This is a genomic window from Dyadobacter psychrotolerans, from assembly GCF_004349265.1.
Lineage (GTDB): Bacteria > Bacteroidota > Bacteroidia > Cytophagales > Spirosomataceae > Dyadobacter > Dyadobacter psychrotolerans.
Genome location: NZ_SMFL01000004.1, coordinates 88,872 through 108,520, shown reverse-complemented (window position 1 = coordinate 108,520; position 19,649 = coordinate 88,872). Strand labels below are relative to the sequence as shown.

The following is a 19,649-nucleotide window of genomic DNA, read 5'->3' as shown; positions in this document are numbered from 1 at the left end:
ATCCTATAGATGCCTGTTAAATCAGAACCAAAGGTTCTGGCTTTATGTAATTTTTAATACTCTAAACCTTTTGCTGTAAAGAAGCTACATAATGCGAAGGACTCACACCGAACTGTTTTTGAAAATCCCTTGAAAAGTTAGTTGGAATACTGTATCCGACCATATCGGCTACTTCATTGATTTTGTATTTACTTTCTGCAAGAAGTTCCGCTGCCCGTTTCAGCCGGGACAAATTGATAAGCTCATTAGGCGTCATGTCAGAGATCCCTTTTATCTTGCGGTACAAAGTAGGCCTGCTCATGTTCATCATTGAAGAAAGCATATCCACGTCCAGATCACTATCTGCAATTTGCGAAGAGATGATCGAATTAAGCTGTTCTAAAAATTCCTTATCTGCCTTTGAGAAGGCAATTCCTTTAATATGCGTCAGCGGCGAGCGGGCAAAGTATTCTTTAATGATGTTTCGGTTATTGATCAGATTCGTTATCTGAGCAGAGAGATGATCCAGTGAAAAAGGTTTTTCGATATAGGCATCTGCGCCAACTTCGAGACCTTCGATTTTTGAATTGATCGAATTTTTCGCCGTTAACAGTATGATAGGAATGTGACTGAACTGTACATCGTTTTTCATTCTCCTGCAAAGCTCAATGCCATCCATTACTGGCATCATAATGTCACTGATCACCAGGTGAATATTTTCCCGCTGCATCACGTCAATTGCCTGCTGGCCGTCTTCAGCCTTAAAAATGTTATAAGCCGAAGCTAATTCCCGGCTCAGATACATCAGGATTTCCACATTGTCTTCCACAATTACGATAGCAGGTTTTGAGGGATCCAATGCTTCCTGCGTATCGCCGTTCAGAAAGTAACTGGTTTGATCGGTAACACTTTCTCCCTTCAAATCCATTTCATAATCCTGATGAATTGGAAGAGACAATAGAAACGTGTTTTGCTGATTACCCTGCTGTTTGAGTTCCAGCTTGCCTTTATGTAACTCCGTAAGAGAACGTGCAAGCGGAAGACCGATCCCGGTTCCCTCCTGTTTCTGGTTTGCTTCAAGACGGTGAAACGGCTCAAAAATTTTATCTCTGTTTTCGCTTCCAATTACCGTTCCGTCGTTGCTGAACTCAATATGAAAAAGTAAATCATCACTATTAAATGGCAGCAGTTTGATCCTTACGACACTGTCAGCATATTTAACGGCATTATTGATCAGATTTGAGATAATCTTTTTACATGCTTCGATGTCGACATAAGCCTGCAAACCTATTCTGGGAAGCTCAATTTTATAGGAAAGATTTTTCTGTTCAGCAATTGGCCTGAAAGTGGAAAATACATCATTGAGAAGCTCATTGATATCCGTTTTTGTAAAGTTCAGGCTAAAATTATTGGCCTCAGCCTTTCGGAAATCCAGTAATTGGTTGGTCAGATCAATTAACCGATTGGTATTTTTGTTTATCATGTTGAGACTTTCGAGAGTTTGCACATCCGGATTTTTATCGGCAAGAAGTTTATCCAGCGGCATTTTAATTAAAGTAAGCGGTGTCCGTATTTCGTGAGCAACATTGGTAAAAAATTCAATTTTCGCATTGTAAATTTCCCGTTCTTTTCCAATTTGAAAAGCCTCTATTCCCCGCTTATTTTTTTCAGTCATAGCCAGATGGTAATAACGGAATACAATTATTACAATCGTAATTATAACTGTGCCATAAACCAAATAAGCCCAAATAGTGGCCCACCAGGGAGGCAGTATATCAATGTTTATTCTCGTTTCCTTACGATTCCAGAACTGGTCATTGTTGGAACCTTTGATTTTTAATACATAATGTCCCGGCGGAAGTTTTGAAAAAGAAATCTTTCTGCTGTTATTTAAAGTTATCCACTTATTGTCAAAACCTTCCAGCTGATAGATATAACTATTCATTTCCGGGTTTACGTAACTTAGCGAGGCAACATCAAAGCTTAACGACGAACTGCTGAATGGCAATGTGATTGCCTTTGTATGTATAGCTGAGGCAGTCAAAGGGGAATTTTTATCACCAATGAGCAGATCCTGATTGTTGACCTGAATACCGGTTATGTAAACAGGCGGCACATATTTGTTTTTAACAAAAGTCGAAGGATTAAAACTGATCAGACCCGCAACGGTTCCGAAAAACAGCGTTCCGTCGTCATTTTTATAGGAAGAATTGTAGTTAAACTGCTCGCTGGGAAGCCCGTTTGCTTTTGTATAATTGGTAAACTTCCCGGTTTTTGAATCCAGCATTGATAAACCTTTCGAGGTTGATACCCAGAAATTTCCCTGATCATCTTCCAGAACACGGAAAACCTGATTATCTGCCAGGCCCTCTTCTACGCGGTAATTAGTAAATTTTTTTGATGCAGGATCATACCGCGACAAACCGTGCTCGGTACAAAGCCAGATATGTTTGTCTTTGCTCTGATAAAGACTGTTGATATAATTATCCAAAAGTCCGTCCGGCCGCTGCTGATCAAACCGGAGCCTTCCTTTAAGATTACTTTTTTGATTAAAATAATACAACCCTCCCCCATAACTTGCCACCCACAATGTTCCCTGATCATCTTCATGAATTGACTGTACCTGCGATTCAACAAATGGTATCCGGGTAAAGTCATCGGTAAGGCGGTTGTATTTAAAAAGCCCGGTCCAGGTTCCGACCAGAATATCTGAATTTCTGGTTTTATACAAGGTTACAATAAAATTACTGTTGAATGATTTCTCATCGTTACCCGCGTTGTAGTGCCGGATGACCTTCTTTGTTTTCAAATCCATCACATCCAGTCCATGCTCATAGGTACCGATCCACAGCTCGTCTTTATCAGCCACCAGACCATGCAGGTTACGGTAGGAAATACTTCCCTTTTTGCCATCCGCCAAAAATGATTTGAAACGTCCCGTCTGCAAATCAAGCTCGTTAAGACCGGCATCCTCCGTTCCGACCCATAGCCATTTAGGATCATCGCCGTAAATGGTATGAATCAGATTTCCACTGATGCTGTTTACAGGCTGAGGAAAATATTTTTTGAAACGGTTATATTCCAAAGAATAATAATTTATTCCTCCAAACTGTGTACTGATCCAGATACCTCCCTCCCGGTCTTTAAAAATCGTATTAACAATGTTATCGGTAATCGAGTAAGGATTATAATACTCCTTTACGATGTGATTCACCTTTCCCGATTTAAGGTTTAGTGTATACAACCCTGATTCCGTACCAAGCCAGTATTCATATTTGTTCTTCTCAAAAACCGTGTGAATCTGAATCTCATCCTGCAAATGCAGCTCAGCAGACAAATCCCGAAAACTACCCGTTGTAAAATTAAACAGGATCACACGGCGCATCGTCCCAATCATCAGACTTGAATCACCGACGGTGTGTACGATCATGTTGTAGTAATCGTCATTTTTAGGCCCCAGCTTTCCTATATCATATACTTTGAAGATCCCTTTCTTATGGTCATAAACCTTAACTACTCCCTCTCCTGTTGAAATACACACATTACCCTTAGGGGAAATATCCATCGACACAATCCGGCTGCTTTCGCTGCTAAAATCTTTCAGCTGTCTGCTTTTACGGCTGTAACTGTAAAGATGGTTATCAGAAATAAACCAGATGTTATGTTGCTGATCGCTGCGGATACTTCTTACCTCGCCTGCCGGCAATGCCTTGAAAGCTGCAAAATTCTCGGTGACAGGATCATAAATATAAATGCCTTTGTGCGTTCCGACCCATAATTTTTCATCAGAATCTTCATAAAGTGAAAACACCGAATTGCTTCCAATGCTCAGCGGGTCGCCGGATTTGTTTCTGAATATTCTGAACGCTTTACCGTCAAAACGGTTGAGGCCGTTCCGGCTGGCGAACCACATAAATCCTTTTTTGTCCTGAACAATATCTCCTGTTGCATTGCCTGATAGTCCGTCAGAAACCTGATAATTTTTGAAATAAAAGGAATTGCTCTGACAAATACCCGCCAGAGAGAATAGTAAAAAAGAAAAAGTTAACAGGATATTTTTCACCACAACTTCCGACAGCCACCAGGCCATTTAGCGGCCATCAAATTGTTATTTTTTTATAAATATAATCCGCCTTTATCATAGCTAAGTTATAAAAACCAATGTTGAGACATTTTGATTCAAAATTGAGACACACAGATCATTTAGTTTATAAACAAAGCAGGAACTTCGCAAATCTTTAAATTAATCCAATATTTTAATCAGATAGTAACAACTTTTTAACTTAACTAATCTGCTTTACTAATAACTATAATGAAAAACCATTTTTACAAACAAAAACAAAACGCTGAAAAAACAAGACTGATGCAATGGCCGGTGAAAGCTGCGATGGCACTGTTTTGCAGCGTTTTTCTGCTGGCGTCGGTGATGGCGCAGACCCCGGCAGCAACATCAGTTTCCGGTAAAATATCCGATAGCCAGGGCGCGGTGCCAGGCGCTTCGGTTGTAGAAAAAGGTACCAGTAACGGAACCACCACCGATACAGAAGGAAAATTCACATTACAACTTTCGGCTGGAGCTAAAACACTTACTGTTTCCAGCGTGGGTTATATAGCCCAGGATGTGGATGTGACCGGCAAGTCAGATGTGCAGGTCATACTTATGGAAGACCAGAAAACGCTCAACGAAGTAGTTGTGATTGGTTATGGTTCTTTAAATAAAAGAGAAGTTTCCAGCGCGATCACCCACTTATCTTCCAAAGATCTTCTGCGTGTGGGAAGTAATAATCCGCTGATGGCCATTCAGGGAAAGGTGGCCGGACTTTCGGTAACGAACACATCAAGCGCCGATCCGAATTCTTCGCCCAGCATTCAGCTGAGAGGTGCATCTTCGCGCAGTGCTGGTCTGGGGCCCTTGTTTGTAGTAAACGGAATTCCGGGAGGTAACATCGACAACATCAACCAGAATGAGATTGAATCAATTGATGTTCTGAAAGGTGGTGCAGCTTCGGCGATTTACGGAACCAGAGGAAGCAACGGTGTAATTGTGATCACGACCAAAAAAGGGTCTACACAATCCCGGTTGTTTTATGATGGTTATACCACTTTTGATTACCCTACCAACCAACTCTCAGTACTTTCAAAAGATCAGTTTCTGGCAAACAAACGCGGCGTTGATTTTGGAGGAAATACCGACTGGATGAAAGAGGTTAGCCGTACACCTGCATTCTCGCACAAGCATACATTGCAATTTTCGGGAGGAAATGGAAAAACCAACTACTTTTCCTCGATAGATTACAGGGATGCAAACGGAATCGACCTGCGCTCGGCTAAAAGGGAATATGGAGGGCGTGTGAATATCAATCACGCTACGGAAAATAAAATTTTTGAGCTTACATTCAGCGCTGCGCCACGTTACGCAAAAACAAGCGGGGCCGATTACAGCGGTTTCAATTACGCATTGACCTTAAATCCAACTGTACCTGTTCGCGATACCTCCGGCAGATACAATTACATCAACTCAGGTTTTTTTGCAAACAACCCTGTTGAACGTGCTAAAAGTGTTTTGCAGGATCAGGAGATAAAGTACCTGGACATGAACGGGTCTGCGAAAGTGAATATACTTGATAACTTAAACACCATTGTTACCTTTGGTGAGGTAAGTTCATCGTTCCGCAACATGAACTTTACGCCTTCCGATATTACAACTGTCATCAATGGAAACGGACGCAACACGGCATCGCAGTCACTGGACGAAAACGACCAGAAGAGTCTGGAGTGGCTGGGTAATTATTTCCTGGATTTTAACAAGCATTCGGTTAAGTTATTGGCTGGTTACTCTTATCAGCTTTTCACTTCGTCAGGATTTAGTGCATCCAATGAAAATTTTCCTTCCAACGTACTCACCTATAACAACCTGGGCACCGGATTATGGAATCTGGAAAAAGGTATCAATAATGTGGGATCTTATAAAAACAGCTCCAAATTGATTGCTTTCTTTGGCCGTGTTAACTACGATTTCGATCAGAAATATTACTTCTCTGCCAGTTTGCGACGTGAAGGTTCGTCTAAATTCGGTTACGACAACAAATGGGGATACTTTCCGGCAACTTCGGTAGCATGGCGTCTTACACAGGAAAACTTCCTAAAAGATGTTTCCTGGCTTAACGAGCTGAAACTGCGTGCGGATTATGGCGAAACGGGTAACCAGGATTTTGGAAACTATCTTTCGCTGGACACTTATGGTGGCTACGGTTACTACCAGTACAACGGAACATCCTACCAGGTTTGGGGCCCGAGCCAAAATACCAACTACAATCTGCGTTGGGAAAGAGCCATCAACTTTAACGCCGGTCTTGACTTTGAAATACTAAGCAACAAGATATCGGGTAGTCTGAATTATTATGTAAGAACAAATAAGGATTTACTTGGCTCTTACAATGTACCGAACCCGCCAAACATTCAGGGTTCCACATTTGCCAACGTGGGAACCATGCGTAATACAGGTCTGGAATTACAGATCAGTGCTGCTGTGATCAATAAAGCTGATTTCTCCTACAATCTGGGTTTAACCGGCGCTTATAACGATAACAAATTTGTTTCGTTTTCCAACGAGCTTTTCAAAGGACAGACTTACATCGACGTTGTAGGATTCCCTGCTCCGGGAAGTCCCGGTAACATTCAGCGTTTGCAGGAAAACAAACGGATCGGTAGTTTTTATGCACTTAAATCTGCCGGTGTGAATGACAACGGTGCCCTGCTGGTTTATAACAAAAACGGAGATATCGTACCTGCCAATCAGACCAACAACGACGACAAGCAGTTTGTTGGCAACGGTCTTCCAAAATTCACGATGGGACTTTCCAATTCATTCAGATATAAAAACTGGGATCTGAGTGTGTTCCTGCGGGGTGCTTTTGGCTACAAGCTGTTTAACACCTACGCTTTCTATCTGGGTACACCGGCTACACAGGAAAATGCAAACGTGCTGACTTCTGCTTTTGACGGCGGTAAATATTCGAAGCTGACCAGCCCGACAACCTATTCATCACTTTCGGATTATTTCCTCGAACCGGGCGGCTTTGTTAAAATTGATAATGTAACACTGAGTTATACCCAGCCAATCAAAGCCAAATTCATACAGTCGGCGCGCGTATACGCAACAACCAGAAACCTGGCCACCTTCACCAAATATACCGGTGGTGATCCGGACCTGGTGCAGGTAAACGGATTATACCCGGGGGTCAACAACTCTCTGAACTATTATCCTTCGACTACGCAGCTTCTGCTGGGTTTACAGCTTACATTTTAATCTCCGACATATCAATTGTTAAAATGAAAAAATACCAGATTTCTAAATATATATACCGTTTCGCCGCCTGTGCATTGCTTTCGGTGACCGCCGGCTGCACCAACCTCGACGAGGTTTTATACGACCGGATCACTTCGGAAAACTTTTTGCAAACCCGTGCTGACGTTACCAGGGATTTTCTCAGAGCGTTTGAACACAGCTATTGGAGCATTCAGGGTGGCAGCACATTCATGCTGCAGGAGAACAGTTCCGACGAAATGATGACCATCAACCGTCAGGGTGACTGGTTTGACGGCGGACAGTTTCAGCGCGTACATTACCACACCTGGACGCCGCAGGACGGTTTTACGACTGATCCATGGAACGCACTTTATGGTGGTGTGACTTTGGCGACCAATTCGCTGGAAGACCTTGAAGGGATCACGGATCCAGCCAAATTTGAAATGACGCGGGCAGAGCTAGATGGTATGATCGCCGAGCTGAAAGTACTTCGCGCCTGGCTGAATATTCGTTTGCTGGATTTTTACCGCAACATTGTCATCGTAACCAAAGTAAAAGGACAGACCAGCGGCGGTCCGCAGGTTCCGCCTCAGGAAGCATTTGCATTCATTGAGCAGGAGCTGAAAGATGCGCTTCCGAAATTGTCAACAAATACGACGCTTGGCGACAACGTGGTCGGACGCTGGACACAAGGCGGAGCAGCTTCTCTTTTGGTTCGTCTTTACCTAAACGCAAAAGTATATACAGGTACCGACCGATTTGCCGATTGTGCAAAAATGGCTCAGGACCTCATTGATGGGAAATACGGAAGCTACGCGCTGGAAAGCCGCTGGGATGCACCGTTTGATTATACCAACCCGACTTCCAAAGAAACGATTTTCGGATTTCCCGGAAGCTTTGCTCAAACGCACTGGCAGTACGACGGCGGCATGTATTTCTGGATGCTGCCAAACCTGGCACCAAGCTACTTTGGCTTTACTGATTTTGGTAATGCAAACCCGAAATACGCCATGCAGCCGGGCCGCGATGTGGATAGCGTCGAATACAGCTTTACACTGGGAAAACCCTTTATCAAATTCCAGAAGTATAACGATGATCTTCGTTTGAAAAAATACAAAAACCTGGGCAACAGCAAACGTGAGGGAATGTTCCTGTTTGGTTATCTGCCTTACACCAATCCACAGGGACGAGCTGATACCGTAAGAGGCTTCAAAGGTCCATATGCGCTCTTTTTACGTGACCAGGTTGGTAAATTCCTGGACGCAAAACCCGGAACAAAAATAGCCGACAAAGTTTCCAACATGAATAACGGGGATAACAATTCGGGTCTTTATCCGGTGAAATATCCTTACTACCCAAGCACTGATCCAAACAAGATTTCATCTGCTTATGCAGAGGTACGTTATGCTGAAATTTATTATTCACTCGCTGAGTGTAAATACCGTGCAGGCGACAAGGCGGCAGCGGCTGAATTACTGAATACGGTTCGTAAACGTAATTATCCAGCAAGTTCACCAAGTCTTTACAAAGTAGACGGAAGCCAGCTGACCGACCAAGAAATGCTGGATGAATGGATGCGCGAGTTCCTTGCAGAAGGCAGAAGAAGAACGGATCTGGTTCGTTGGGGCGTGTTCAGTACAGGTGTGTGGTGGGATAAAAAGCCGGATGCCGACAACCATACAGACATTTTCCCAATTGGTCAGAATGTACTGAATTCTTCACCGCAATTAAAACAAAACCCTGGCTACTAGAGCCGGCATCATCTTAAAAAAGTTAAAATGAAATCATACAAGTCTATGGCTGTTCTGAGTACCGCAATTTTGTTTGCGGTACTCGGTTCTGCTTATACCTTTATTCATACAAAACCTGCTCAGAAAACAGATGAACAAAGACCCAGACAGGAATGGGTACTGCGTTCGGTACTGGATGCCAAACCAAGAATATTGAGCATCGCTCTAAACGATAAACTTTGGCTAGCCTACAATACAAAAACAGCATCATTGTATAAAGCCTGGATCGGAAAAATTACTTTCGGAGGGCCGGTTTACACCTCATCACACGGACCACAGCCGATCTCTTCAGGAACAACCTACATGGAAGAACCCGATGAAAATCCATGGCGGATTCAGGTGGACGGCAAGCAGCTTACACCGGATGTGAACTACAAAGGACACAAAATCGTCGACAATCAGGTTACGCTGAAATATGAACTGGCTTTTCAGGGCAAAAAAATTACCGTTGAAGAAAAACCGGAGTTCTTTGATGCCGCACATGGCAAAGCGGGTTTTGAACGTGTCTTCACTGTTGCCAATATTCCGGCCGGTACTGAACTGTCTTTGATGGTGCATTTAAATTCACTGTCTGCTCCTACCGACTACAAAACGGATGGAAAATTTTCTATCACCGATCAGCATGATGAAACGATTGAAAATCAGCCCTTCAAGGCCGTTACCGGAAAACTGGTTCTGAACAGCAATGGAAAAACAACGCTTTCTGTTTATTTAACAAAAAAACCTGAGCAGATTCAGTCGGAACAGAAAATGAGCAGATCAGATATGATCGCCGGACTTTTTGCCAAAAGCGATTGTAACACCTGTCACAACCAGGAAGTAAAAACGGTGGGTCCTGCCTACAAGGCCATTGCCGAACGTTACGAGAACAATGAGCAGAACAAAAATGCACTGGTTGCCAAGGTGATCAACGGCGGCGCAGGGAACTGGGGACTTATTGCGATGTCTCCGCATCCTGACCTGAAAAAAGACGATGCAGAAACGATGGTTTCCTACATTCTGAATCTGGATGCAGAAAAAGAAAGAGCACAGGCAGCCAGCAAGCTGATGCCAAAACCTGCTTATCCGGTTACACTGAAAATGGTCAATCCGTCCGGTGTTGCTACAGCAGCAGAAAAACCCGGTATAGCGGTTAACGTCTACCAGTTTTCTTCGGGGTTAAACAGTGTACCGGAGATCAATGATGAGATGCTGCCGGTAAAATCGGGGTCCATTAATGCGCTGCATCTGGATGACAACGACTTTGGCGATCTGAAAGATAATTTTGCCATTTATGCAAGTGGCTATATTAATATCAAAAAGACCACCAATATCGTTTTCCGGCTGGTTTGTGATGATGGCGGTAAATTGTTTATTGACAACAAACTCATCACCGACAATGGTGTTAATCATGCCTTACAGCCAACAGACGGCGAAATTATTCTAAAACCTGGCAAACATCCTTTCAAGGTGGAATTTTATCAGGGTGGATATGGGAAAGGCCTTTCGCTTCAATGGAGACCTTACGGCACCAAAGCATTTGTTGTGGTGCCGCCTTCCGTTTTCACCTACAAAGGTGCCGACATTAAAAGAACCGGTCAGGCGCCGATTGAGGTAAAAAAAGACGATTTCCCTGGTGACAAATCGCCGCTGGTTGCCGTGCATCCAAGCTTTACACTTTCGCAGGCACGTCCTGATAACTTCCAACCCAAAGCAGGCGGAATGGATTTCCTTTCAGACGGAAGAATGGTGATTAGCACCTGGGATTCGCTGGGGTCGGTTTACATCGTCGATGGCCGAAAAGCCGCCACGCCTAATGACATCAAGGTCAAACGCATTGCATACGGACTGGCCGAACCGCTGGGTTTAAAAGTGGTCGACGATGAGATTTACATCATGCAAAAGCAGGAACTGACAAAACTGGTGGATCTTAACAAAGACGAGATCATTGACGAATATCAGACCATCTGCAACGGCTGGAAGGTATCTGCCAACTTTCACGAATTTGCTTTCGGACTGGTTTACAAGGACGGATATTTCTACGGAACACTTGCCACAGCCATTAATCCCGGCGGAGCAAGCACAAAACCACAGATCCCCGACCGGGGAAAGGTAGTTAAAATCTCTAAAAAGGACGGATCTTTGACTTTTGTAGCATCGGGACTGAGAACACCAAACGGGATCGGACTTGGCGTGGACAATGAGATATTTATAGCTGACAACCAGGGCGACTGGCTGCCGGCAAACAAGATCATTCATCTGCAGGAAGGTGCCTGGTATGGTTCTCGTTCGGTGGATTTTGAGGGAACAGCCAATACAAAGGAAACGCCGCCCGTTGTGTGGCTTACCCAGGACGAGATTGGTAACTCTCCAAGTCAGCCGGCAAGGTTGAATGTGGGGCCTTACCAAAACCAGATGATCCATGGTGATGTAACCCATGGCGGGATCAAACGCGTGTTTGCCGAAAAGATAAACGGTGCTTATCAGGGAGCCGTATTCCGATTTACCCAAGGACTGGAAGCAGGTGTTAACCGACTGGTTTGGTCTCCGGACGGATCGCTTTACGTTGGCGGCGTAGGTTCTACGGGCAACTGGGGGCACAGCGGCAAATTGAGCTATGGCCTTCAAAAACTGACTTTTAACAACAAAGTAGCTTTTGAAATGCTGGCAGTGCGGGCAAAATCCGATGGGGTGGAAATTGAGTTTACCGAACCGTTGAAGGAAGGTGTCGGCGAGCTGGCATCGGATTACGACATCCGCCAGTGGTGGTTTAAACCGACAGCAGATTACGGTGGACCAAAGCTCGACAACGAAAGCCTGAATGTAAAAACAGTAAAAGTATCTGCCGACAGAAAGAAAGTAACCTTACAACTGGCAGGCATGAAAAACAAACATGTGGTGTATATTCACCTGAACAGAAAAACAATTACCAGCCAAAGCGGCAATACCCTGTGGACCACCGAGGCATGGTATAACATGAACAAAATACCGGGAAATATCTAAACCCTTAACCCGGTATAAATCAAGGCCATCATACCAGGGAGTGTAATGCTTTTTGGTGTGGTGGTTTTTTTGTTTTTGATGGAGTAGAATTATTGAATTGGCTTCTCTCCGTATGTGAGTTAACGGTTAATAAGATTATTTTGTGAGGAGTTCGTACGGCAGGGAATAATTTGTTGTTTGCTGGAAGGATGTTAACGGTTCTTGATGATGAAAAATTTTTGGTTTTGACTAGGCCAGCGGGTTCTTGATTGTGCTTTGTATAGCGACGTTTTGTAAACGTTGATTGGGTATTTGGCTTGTAAAAAACCATTGTCTTTGTATCGATAAAATTATACCAACTACTTACAAAACCCAAAATGAATACAGGAATTAATACAAAGCTTTTGTATCTTCCAGAGTTGTGCGCAATAGTATGACAGAGACCCTAATAATTCAAAAAGCGACAGAAGAGGTTTTAATCAAAAAGTTTGGTGTGACTGAACAATTCTTAAAAATCCATCAAGTTGTATTTATTGATGATAAGCCCAAAGGTGCAAGGGTTGACAGAGAGATAGACGACGGCAGTGCAATAGTTTATTTTCCAGTTGTCGACGAAAAATTTTACTTTGCCGTTTACCTTGACACTAAGCCAGAAGTTATGGTCCGTTTTTCGGGACAGAACCATATCATAATTTATTTATCCCCTTTCTTGACCTAAAATGATACTAAAAAAAATAGCTACATGTTTTAAGCGTCTTAGTAAAGTGGCCATAACTCTGACACTTGCCAGTTGTTTTCCTTCCTGCGACTGTTATCAAAACGTTAGTGGAATTGTTATTGACAAACGTACAAAACAAGTTGTGGATAGTGCCTACGTTCAAAATGTAAATAGAAATTATAATAACTCATTTACAAATGAAAAAGGACATTTTGAATTAAAAAGTATTTCCGGAGGTTTCAGAAATTGTCCACCAATGACAGTTTCAATAACGAAAGCTCACTACGAAATAAAAACATTAGAAATAGAAAACCGCGGCAATGACACAATCTACTTACAAAGAATCAATTGAAACGAAGCATAAAGCGGGGACAAAACCATCGTGCAATTTGGGTTTGGTGCCATGGGGCCAGCAAACATGGGCTGCAGTTCAGTATTTCAATTTATCTTTAGTTATGGCTGAGCAGATGAGCCTCGATTTCCACCACAGCACCAGGCCATTTACATTGCCTGCTATAATAACCAACCAGGAATGACAAACATTGATGACATAATTTCAAATATTTCTCACAGACCTTTTGAACTGCCAGTTGGACAATGGAAATATTATCAGGAATGGAATAATGCTTTGTTTTTTCATTGGACAGTCCCTTATCATATCTTACGAAAATGCGTTCCAGAGTATTTTAATATTGACACTTTTGACGGGCAATGCTATGTTTCATTAGTTGCTTTTACAATGCAGAAAATTAGACCAAAATATTTGCCTTCTATTTCTTTCATTTCGGATTTTGCCGAAATAAATGTAAGAACCTATATTAACAACGAAAATAAGAAAGGTGTTTATTTTTTGAACATCGAGGCAGAAAAATCCCTTTCTACTTTTATTGCAAAAATTTTATCGGGACTTCCGTATGAGAAATCGAACATTAAACGGACAGACAAAAAATATACATCCACAAACAACAAAAAGGGCTTTCACCTTGACACAGAATTTGAAATTAAGCAAGAATTAGAACAGAAAACCGAGTTAGATAAATGGCTTACGGAACGATATTGTCTATACCTTGACAAGGACGATCAATTTTATCGCTATGACATTCATCATAAAGAATGGAAGATAAAAAACATAGAAATTAAGAGGCTAAATTTAAATTATAAAATTGGTGAAATAAATTTAACGGACAGTCAGCCAATCTTGACACATTATTCAGACGGTGTAAAGGTAATAGCGTGGGGACGACAGAAAGCAGAAAAGTTCAGCAGGCAACATGGGTTTGACGTTATAGGGTCTGAAGAGTAAATGCTCAAGTTTAGTTTTTCAATGACATCGGCCATCCGACCACCGGTGGGCGTAGTTTCCAGACTACGTCCAGTTGTCATCGGTTTCCGACCGATTTCAACTATAAATAGCAGATTGCAGCTAAGGCCAGTAAGACTAAGCGTAACATAGATTTTATATTATATTATCAACATTACCATCTAAGAATACCGTTTAATCCAATCCCTTAAATATGTATAGTACTTACTTGATTAAAGCGGTATCTTTTTTACTTTGTTTTAGTCAACTTCATATTCTTTCACCTGAAAAACCGTCAGTTACTTTAAAGAACCAAGACCTTGTTCTGAACAAAACAATTACAGCGTTAAATAGTATTAAGAAAATAAAATATCAGCAAAAATTAAGTATAAATTCAGCAACCTCTGGTAAGTCAACCGAATTGATGTATGATATCTACATAGAATTTTTAAAGGAAGACCCGATTATTGGATTCAAGTTTTATCAAGATGCAATAGATCACAGTACTATATATGATGGCACAAAGCTTTTGTCCGTAGATAAAAAAAGAAGCAAAAAAAATCTGATAGAAAATCCGAATAAGTCCAATTTTAAAAGCTTAACCTTTCTTTTCAACTCCATTATTACGATTCGTTCGAATCTTTTAAGTATATCAAAAAATGAAAATATTGAAAAGGATATTAAAACGATCCATTTAAAAGGAAAGGATTTATATTCTATATCTTTTGTTTTGAAAAACAGCGCCTTGGATAGGCTTGGCGGTATAATGGCTACCAACAAAAATGAGATTTGGAATTACGAAATTTTAGTCGATCAAAAAACTTTTATTCCAGTTGAAGTCCGGCAGTCTGATATCCGTAACAAGGATTACTACATCACAACTTTTTCAGATATAGAAATTGACAAGGATTATGGATACCTTATCAGCAAAATTTAATGTAGTATTATAAAACTCAACCACATGAACTTCAAACAACTACTCATTGGGCTACTACTAGGCGCAATCCTGGGCTTCGGTGCAACAAAATATTTTACCAAACCAACAACCACTGACAATCCGTCATCTTCCGCAAAATGGACCTGGCCCGACAGTTTGGATGCGGCAAATGCGGCGCCTGAAAACCACCATGTTGTTTACGAAGATAGCACCGTGCGGGTCTTGCAGGTGCTTTTGGACGGGCATAAGGAGGAACCCATTCATACCCACAAATGGAAAAGCATCATGTGGATTTCAAAACCAGCCGATCCCTGCACCATTTACCAATACGATTTGGACAAAAATGGAAAATTCGCGGTTACAGACAGCGTAAACGTACCACACATGGACACCGACATCGGATTTCCAAATGACGCCGAAGGCCCGACAGGAATTAAAAATCTGGGCAGCGACAATGGTATCGCATACCGGGTTGAGTTTAAGAAGGAGTTTAAACCGTAACACTTTACCTTAGATGACCGTTACAAGACAAAATTTAATAAATATCTGCGACGATTTTATAATTGGAAAAGTTGACAAAGCCTTCATTAAGAACTTTGCATCTCACGCCCTGGTCATTGATGCGATCGAATGGGGCGAAGATGAAATTATAACAGAAACAATTTTTGATTGGGACAATGAAGACATTGGGTTCGAAATAAACAAAATCAACATTCAGCTTTGGAAAGACAGGCTTTCGACGGGTCGGGACGATTTGGTCAGTTACAATTCCTGGAATTCTCATATCATTAGTCAGAAACAAATCTGCTTGGCTCATGATTCTGAATGGAAGCCTGTAAACAAAAAACTAAAAGTTAGTGTCTCTGTAAACCTTGACACAGATCCGGTCAACGGTCTGCGAATTCCAGGCGAAAAAGGATCAACAGGTTGGTTCATTTGGTCGGGCGATTATTCAGAGCGTGAAGATTTTTTCAAACCCATGTGTGCCGAACATTTGTTACAAAAAAGACCTGATATCGTTAAATATTTGGGTCTGGATATCGGCTTTCGCTTTCTCGCAGATAGAAGTGACTATGGGGAGGTCTGGTTTGATGAGAAAATTGCTGGTACGTAAAGACGTCTGGTGAAATAGGTTACACATCAATAACACTTTATCAAAACGACAAGGCATAAAAAAAACGCACGGTTTTGATGTGCGGTTTTTCATTGAAGTGAATCTGTATAACTATTAGTCGGCATCTTTACCAATAGCAGAAATTTGTCGTTGGTTTATGTTTGATAAGATTGTTATGTTACAATTCTCACGAAACAACTTTATCAAAGTTGCTGATCATTTGCCAGAATTACCGGCGGACAATCTGGTATCTTCCTTTTCGCCCGCATCCTCTTCTGGTGAGGTCTTTTTCGCATTTTCTGCGGGATCATTGGGAAGCGATCCGGAATCCTCGCTCCCGGCTTTTGAATACGTTCCATCCGGATCGTTGTCATAAACCTCATTAACGTTTTTAATATCCCGTCTCTCGTTTTCGTGAGTCTTTTTCATACTGCTTTGATTTAAATGAATGTGATGATAAACAAAAAAATTTTGTGCCAATACATTGAGCTGTTGTTAGTAAAAGGTATCTGAACGTACCGATCACTGGTAATTGACATTATTGCTTTTCAAGATTTCCGACCCCTCGCAATGCCGCTGCAAGTCCTGCCAGCAAAGACGGCATTTCTCCTTCTGCACCGATTTCCGGAGCAATTAGTAAAACTTTCGCAGCCAGTATACCCATTTGAACAAAAACGTCAGCCGAATTGGTCGGATTAGCGCTAATCAATGTTTTTAGTTTTTGTAATTCATGGGCGATAGGCTGTGTATTTTCACTTTCAGAGAGCGGACTAATCCACTGATCAATTAAAGCGATCCCAGCCTCCGCAGTGACAGATTTTTCGTCGCCCATGAGCATGCTGGTTGTAGTCTCCATTAATTGGGTAGTATCTGCGAGGCTTTTCATATTTGGTTAATCTGGTTTCTTTGAGATATAACATGTGATAAGTTGCCGGTCATATCATTAAAGAGACAGGATACTACAAATTTGACGCCAGCAACGAGCCTCACCGGAATTCACGTGTTTGCGGATTGATTAACCCATTCTGTTCTTCCTGGCTACGTCTGAGACTACGCCTCACATAGGCACAATCGTAGCCATACGGAGCAAAATGTTCTACAAAACACGTTCGCCGGTAACCAACCAAGTCCGACCGCTAAAAAGAGAATTACGGCAAGTTGTTCTAAACGACTTTGTTTACACCGGGAATTTTAACAACAACATTACCCAGTAAGAAGGTAAGTATCACACCAAGCGGTGCTACGATCAGGAATTTAACAGCCGGATCTACTGCCAGGCTTTCGAACAAGACCGACAGCACAACCAGAACCAATGGATGGAGAATGTATACGGCAAAGGCACAACGAGCCATTTTACTCATAAATTCGGAGCATGTATTCAACCTCTTTTTTCCGAAAGCGAGTAATGCTGCCATGATGGCTATTCCAATAATTTGTTCCCAGCATGCATAAACAAATGCAGCTATGTGCCACCCGCCAACAAACCAATCGAGTGGTTGACCCAAAACGGCTTTAAAAGAATAAATAGCAGGAAAACCGATTAAGGTCATACAAAGGATGAAAATATTTAGCTTCCGGTAATGTTGCTGGTCTATCTGTCCGATCCATTTGTTTTCAGCGGCAATCAATCCAAAAATAAATACGGTAATGTATTGCGGGAAATGCCCCAACTGAAAACCCAGCGGTTCTAAAACCCAGCCCACCGGAAAAACAGTCCTGACCAGAAAAGTTACCAGTCCAAGCACAACTGCGAAAAGTATTACTTGTTTGAGTGAAGGCAATCTGAGGGCTTTGACATTATTCTTCATGATTTTTGTCCACCCAACATAACACGCTGAGAAAAGTAATAAGGCTAAAACAAACCAAAGCACGCCTACGTTAATCCAGCCGTCGTAACCTGCTAAAAACTGTACAAAGGTAATATTATGGTTCTCTGCATAACGGTAAACAAGGAAATTCATAACCGTCGCCTGCACGAAAGAATAAAAAATCAACGGGATACCCAGCCTGAAAAGCCGGTCTTTCATAAAAGCTGTAGCTCCCTTGCGTTTCAGCGATGCAGGAATGAAGAGTGCAGAGAGAAAAAAGAAAAATCCCATAAAGAAGGACTGGTTCACACTGACAGTCATTGTCATCGGAATGACAGCGCCCGCCAATTCTGTTTTCTCATAGTAGTACCATCCACCGGGAGCTCCGTAAGTTACCAAAGCATGATGTACGATTACAAGGGCGGTCAGCAGCACTTTCAGATTGTCGATGTAAACGATTTTGCCCTCATTATTCTGACCGGGCAATGCAGATTGAGCGCTTGAAACGGACATTTATTTCATGTTAATAGGAAAGCGCTGCAAAATACAAAAAGAAACAACGCCAAGTGATTCAACGAACTTCGGATCTTACACCACCTTCCAAAAGTATTGTCAAATCTTCAATGCATTGCGGCTTGGGTAGTCAGTAACTTTTGCCAGACTTCGTACTTTGATAACATATTATCAATGTTCATTTTCAATCAAGAAAGTATGTCCAAATCAAAATTTGAAATCTCGCTGGAATCCGGCATTCATCAGCACATTCATGCAATGGTTGGGAACTGGGAAGGTCTGACAAAGACCTGGTTTGAACCCAATGTTATTGCGGATGAATCTACGACGACGGGAAGTATCCAATCCATTCTGGGCGGCAGGTTTTTAGTGTACCAATATCAGGGCAGTTTGAGCGGCCAACCTTTTGAAGGCTCAGCGACAATCGGATATGACCTTGCAAATAATAAATTCCAGGTGTCGTGGGTCGACAGTTTTCATATGGGAACGGCAATCATGCTTTCCGAAGGAAGCTCCCTAGAACATGGATTCTCTGTTCTGGGAAGTTATGGCGGTCCGGATATTCCGATTCCCTGGGGCTGGCGGACGATGTTTCAACTTCATAAGCCGAATCAACTCACCATCACGGCCTACAACATTTCTCCCGAAGGCCAGGAAGACAAAGCGACTGAAACGGTTTACAGCCGTGTTGATTGACGGTTAGAGTTGAGTTACAATTATACTTTTAAATAGAAGGCGATCTAACTACTCCCCTCTGGATACCTGACGCGCGTCGGAAGGTTCTTCTTGGAAAGGAAGCTGGTACTGCTCATTCCATAAATAATCCCGCCACCGCCAAACCTTCCAGTACTGTTTGGTAAAATTCCTGTATAACAATGTATCAGAAGGATGGCGTTCTTTATATTTTTCAAACTGCTCTTGTACATCTTGGAAGCCTTTTCTGGACCAGACCGAGAAACCCTTTATATCATCACCGCTGCTGTAATGATAGTTCGTTTTTTTATACTGCGTATCTTCCATCATGACCATAATTCCCAGGCTTACTTTGGGAAGGTTGAGTAAGGTCAAAACGAGTAAAGAGATCAAAAACAGGATTATAAATCTTCGCATGCATTCTCCGATTAAAAAATCAAAGATCTTACCTAATCTGGTTAATTCCTTTGATAATTATCAAAAGCGTTCTTTTTGAGAAGATTTTTGTGCCGAATAATGCTGACAGC

General features: G+C 42.1%; 15 protein-coding genes. 10 read left to right on the top strand and 5 right to left on the bottom strand.

Translation table 11 applies throughout. The features are described 5' to 3' along the window. Window positions 1–61: 61 nt before the first annotated feature. Window positions 62–4,069, bottom strand: coding sequence for a hybrid sensor histidine kinase/response regulator transcription factor (locus E0F88_RS12060; RefSeq protein WP_131958515.1), 4,008 nt, complete (start codon window positions 4,067–4,069; stop codon window positions 62–64). Between the two features lie 222 nt (window positions 4,070–4,291). On the opposite strand from E0F88_RS12060, the gene E0F88_RS12055 reads away from it, so the two are divergent. From E0F88_RS12055 to E0F88_RS12015, 9 genes are all read left to right on the top strand, one after another. Beyond that, the gene (locus tag E0F88_RS12055; protein ID WP_229213749.1) at window positions 4,292–7,288 is read left to right on the top strand and encodes a SusC/RagA family TonB-linked outer membrane protein; all 2,997 of its coding nucleotides are present in this window, start codon (window positions 4,292–4,294) and stop codon (window positions 7,286–7,288) included. A 23-nt stretch (window positions 7,289–7,311) separates the two neighbouring features. Next, entirely contained in the window at window positions 7,312–9,039 is a 1,728-nt protein-coding gene (locus E0F88_RS12050) for a RagB/SusD family nutrient uptake outer membrane protein (RefSeq protein ID WP_131958514.1), read from the top strand. Between the two features lie 27 nt (window positions 9,040–9,066). Beyond that, window positions 9,067–12,060, top strand: a complete 2,994-nt coding sequence (locus E0F88_RS12045) for a PA14 domain-containing protein (RefSeq protein ID WP_131958513.1) — start codon at window positions 9,067–9,069, stop codon at window positions 12,058–12,060. Window positions 12,061–12,472: 412 nt separating this feature from the next. Then, window positions 12,473–12,757 (top strand): hypothetical protein, encoded by a 285-nt coding sequence (locus E0F88_RS12040; protein ID WP_131958512.1) that lies wholly within the window; start codon window positions 12,473–12,475, stop codon window positions 12,755–12,757. A 1-nt stretch (window position 12,758) separates the two neighbouring features. Next, on the top strand, window positions 12,759–13,109 hold the full coding sequence (locus E0F88_RS12035; RefSeq protein ID WP_131958511.1) for a hypothetical protein: 351 nt from the start codon (window positions 12,759–12,761) through the stop codon (window positions 13,107–13,109). Between the two features lie 180 nt (window positions 13,110–13,289). Then, window positions 13,290–14,060 (top strand): YqjF family protein, encoded by a 771-nt coding sequence (locus tag E0F88_RS12030; RefSeq protein WP_131958510.1) that lies wholly within the window; start codon window positions 13,290–13,292, stop codon window positions 14,058–14,060. A gap of 211 nt (window positions 14,061–14,271) precedes the next feature. Next, window positions 14,272–14,994, top strand: coding sequence for a hypothetical protein (locus E0F88_RS12025; protein ID WP_131958509.1), 723 nt, complete (start codon window positions 14,272–14,274; stop codon window positions 14,992–14,994). 24 nt (window positions 14,995–15,018) lie between these two features. Continuing rightward, window positions 15,019–15,495, top strand: a complete 477-nt coding sequence (locus tag E0F88_RS12020; RefSeq protein WP_131958508.1) for a hypothetical protein — start codon at window positions 15,019–15,021, stop codon at window positions 15,493–15,495. A gap of 13 nt (window positions 15,496–15,508) precedes the next feature. Next, window positions 15,509–16,108, top strand: coding sequence for an immunity protein Imm33 domain-containing protein (locus E0F88_RS12015; RefSeq protein WP_131958507.1), 600 nt, complete (start codon window positions 15,509–15,511; stop codon window positions 16,106–16,108). Between the two features lie 216 nt (window positions 16,109–16,324). Here E0F88_RS12015 and E0F88_RS12010 read toward each other — a convergent pair whose 3' ends face one another. From E0F88_RS12010 to E0F88_RS12000, 3 genes are all read right to left on the bottom strand, one after another. Next, the gene (locus tag E0F88_RS12010) at window positions 16,325–16,537 is read right to left on the bottom strand and encodes a hypothetical protein (RefSeq protein ID WP_131958506.1); all 213 of its coding nucleotides are present in this window, start codon (window positions 16,535–16,537) and stop codon (window positions 16,325–16,327) included. A gap of 109 nt (window positions 16,538–16,646) precedes the next feature. Next, window positions 16,647–16,994: a hypothetical protein gene (locus E0F88_RS12005; protein ID WP_131958505.1), complete on the bottom strand. Its 348-nt coding sequence runs from the start codon at window positions 16,992–16,994 to the stop codon at window positions 16,647–16,649. A 277-nt stretch (window positions 16,995–17,271) separates the two neighbouring features. Further along, window positions 17,272–18,429 carry an acyltransferase family protein gene (locus E0F88_RS12000; protein WP_131958504.1) on the bottom strand — a complete coding sequence of 386 codons (1,158 nt, stop codon included), beginning with the start codon at window positions 18,427–18,429 and terminating at the stop codon, window positions 17,272–17,274. 198 nt (window positions 18,430–18,627) lie between these two features. On the opposite strand from E0F88_RS12000, the gene E0F88_RS11995 reads away from it, so the two are divergent. Next, window positions 18,628–19,125: a DUF1579 domain-containing protein gene (locus tag E0F88_RS11995; protein ID WP_131958503.1), complete on the top strand. Its 498-nt coding sequence runs from the start codon at window positions 18,628–18,630 to the stop codon at window positions 19,123–19,125. A gap of 48 nt (window positions 19,126–19,173) precedes the next feature. On the opposite strand, the gene E0F88_RS11990 is transcribed toward E0F88_RS11995, so the two are convergent. After that, window positions 19,174–19,539, bottom strand: a complete 366-nt coding sequence (locus E0F88_RS11990; protein ID WP_131958502.1) for a hypothetical protein — start codon at window positions 19,537–19,539, stop codon at window positions 19,174–19,176. Window positions 19,540–19,649 lie beyond the last annotated feature (110 nt).

What these genes read in the sequence shown, in the direction of transcription:
- E0F88_RS12055 (WP_229213749.1), top strand. Translation starts at nt 4,292, where the DNA reads ATGAAAAACCATTTTTACAAACAAAAACAAAACGCTGAAAAAACAAGA.
- E0F88_RS12040 (WP_131958512.1), top strand. Translation starts at nt 12,473, where the DNA reads ATGACAGAGACCCTAATAATTCAAAAAGCGACAGAAGAGGTTTTAATC.
- E0F88_RS12030 (WP_131958510.1), top strand. Translation starts at nt 13,290, where the DNA reads ATGACAAACATTGATGACATAATTTCAAATATTTCTCACAGACCTTTT.
- E0F88_RS12020 (WP_131958508.1), top strand. Translation starts at nt 15,019, where the DNA reads ATGAACTTCAAACAACTACTCATTGGGCTACTACTAGGCGCAATCCTG.
- E0F88_RS12060 (WP_131958515.1), bottom strand. Translation starts at nt 4,069, where the DNA reads ATGGCCTGGTGGCTGTCGGAAGTTGTGGTGAAAAATATCCTGTTAACT.
- E0F88_RS12015 (WP_131958507.1), top strand. Translation starts at nt 15,509, where the DNA reads ATGACCGTTACAAGACAAAATTTAATAAATATCTGCGACGATTTTATA.
- E0F88_RS12010 (WP_131958506.1), bottom strand. Translation starts at nt 16,537, where the DNA reads ATGAAAAAGACTCACGAAAACGAGAGACGGGATATTAAAAACGTTAAT.
- E0F88_RS11990 (WP_131958502.1), bottom strand. Translation starts at nt 19,539, where the DNA reads ATGCGAAGATTTATAATCCTGTTTTTGATCTCTTTACTCGTTTTGACC.
- E0F88_RS12050 (WP_131958514.1), top strand. Translation starts at nt 7,312, where the DNA reads ATGAAAAAATACCAGATTTCTAAATATATATACCGTTTCGCCGCCTGT.
- E0F88_RS12000 (WP_131958504.1), bottom strand. Translation starts at nt 18,429, where the DNA reads ATGTCCGTTTCAAGCGCTCAATCTGCATTGCCCGGTCAGAATAATGAG.
- E0F88_RS12045 (WP_131958513.1), top strand. Translation starts at nt 9,067, where the DNA reads ATGAAATCATACAAGTCTATGGCTGTTCTGAGTACCGCAATTTTGTTT.
- E0F88_RS12025 (WP_131958509.1), top strand. Translation starts at nt 14,272, where the DNA reads ATGTATAGTACTTACTTGATTAAAGCGGTATCTTTTTTACTTTGTTTT.
- E0F88_RS12005 (WP_131958505.1), bottom strand. Translation starts at nt 16,994, where the DNA reads ATGAAAAGCCTCGCAGATACTACCCAATTAATGGAGACTACAACCAGC.
- E0F88_RS11995 (WP_131958503.1), top strand. Translation starts at nt 18,628, where the DNA reads ATGTCCAAATCAAAATTTGAAATCTCGCTGGAATCCGGCATTCATCAG.
- E0F88_RS12035 (WP_131958511.1), top strand. Translation starts at nt 12,759, where the DNA reads ATGATACTAAAAAAAATAGCTACATGTTTTAAGCGTCTTAGTAAAGTG.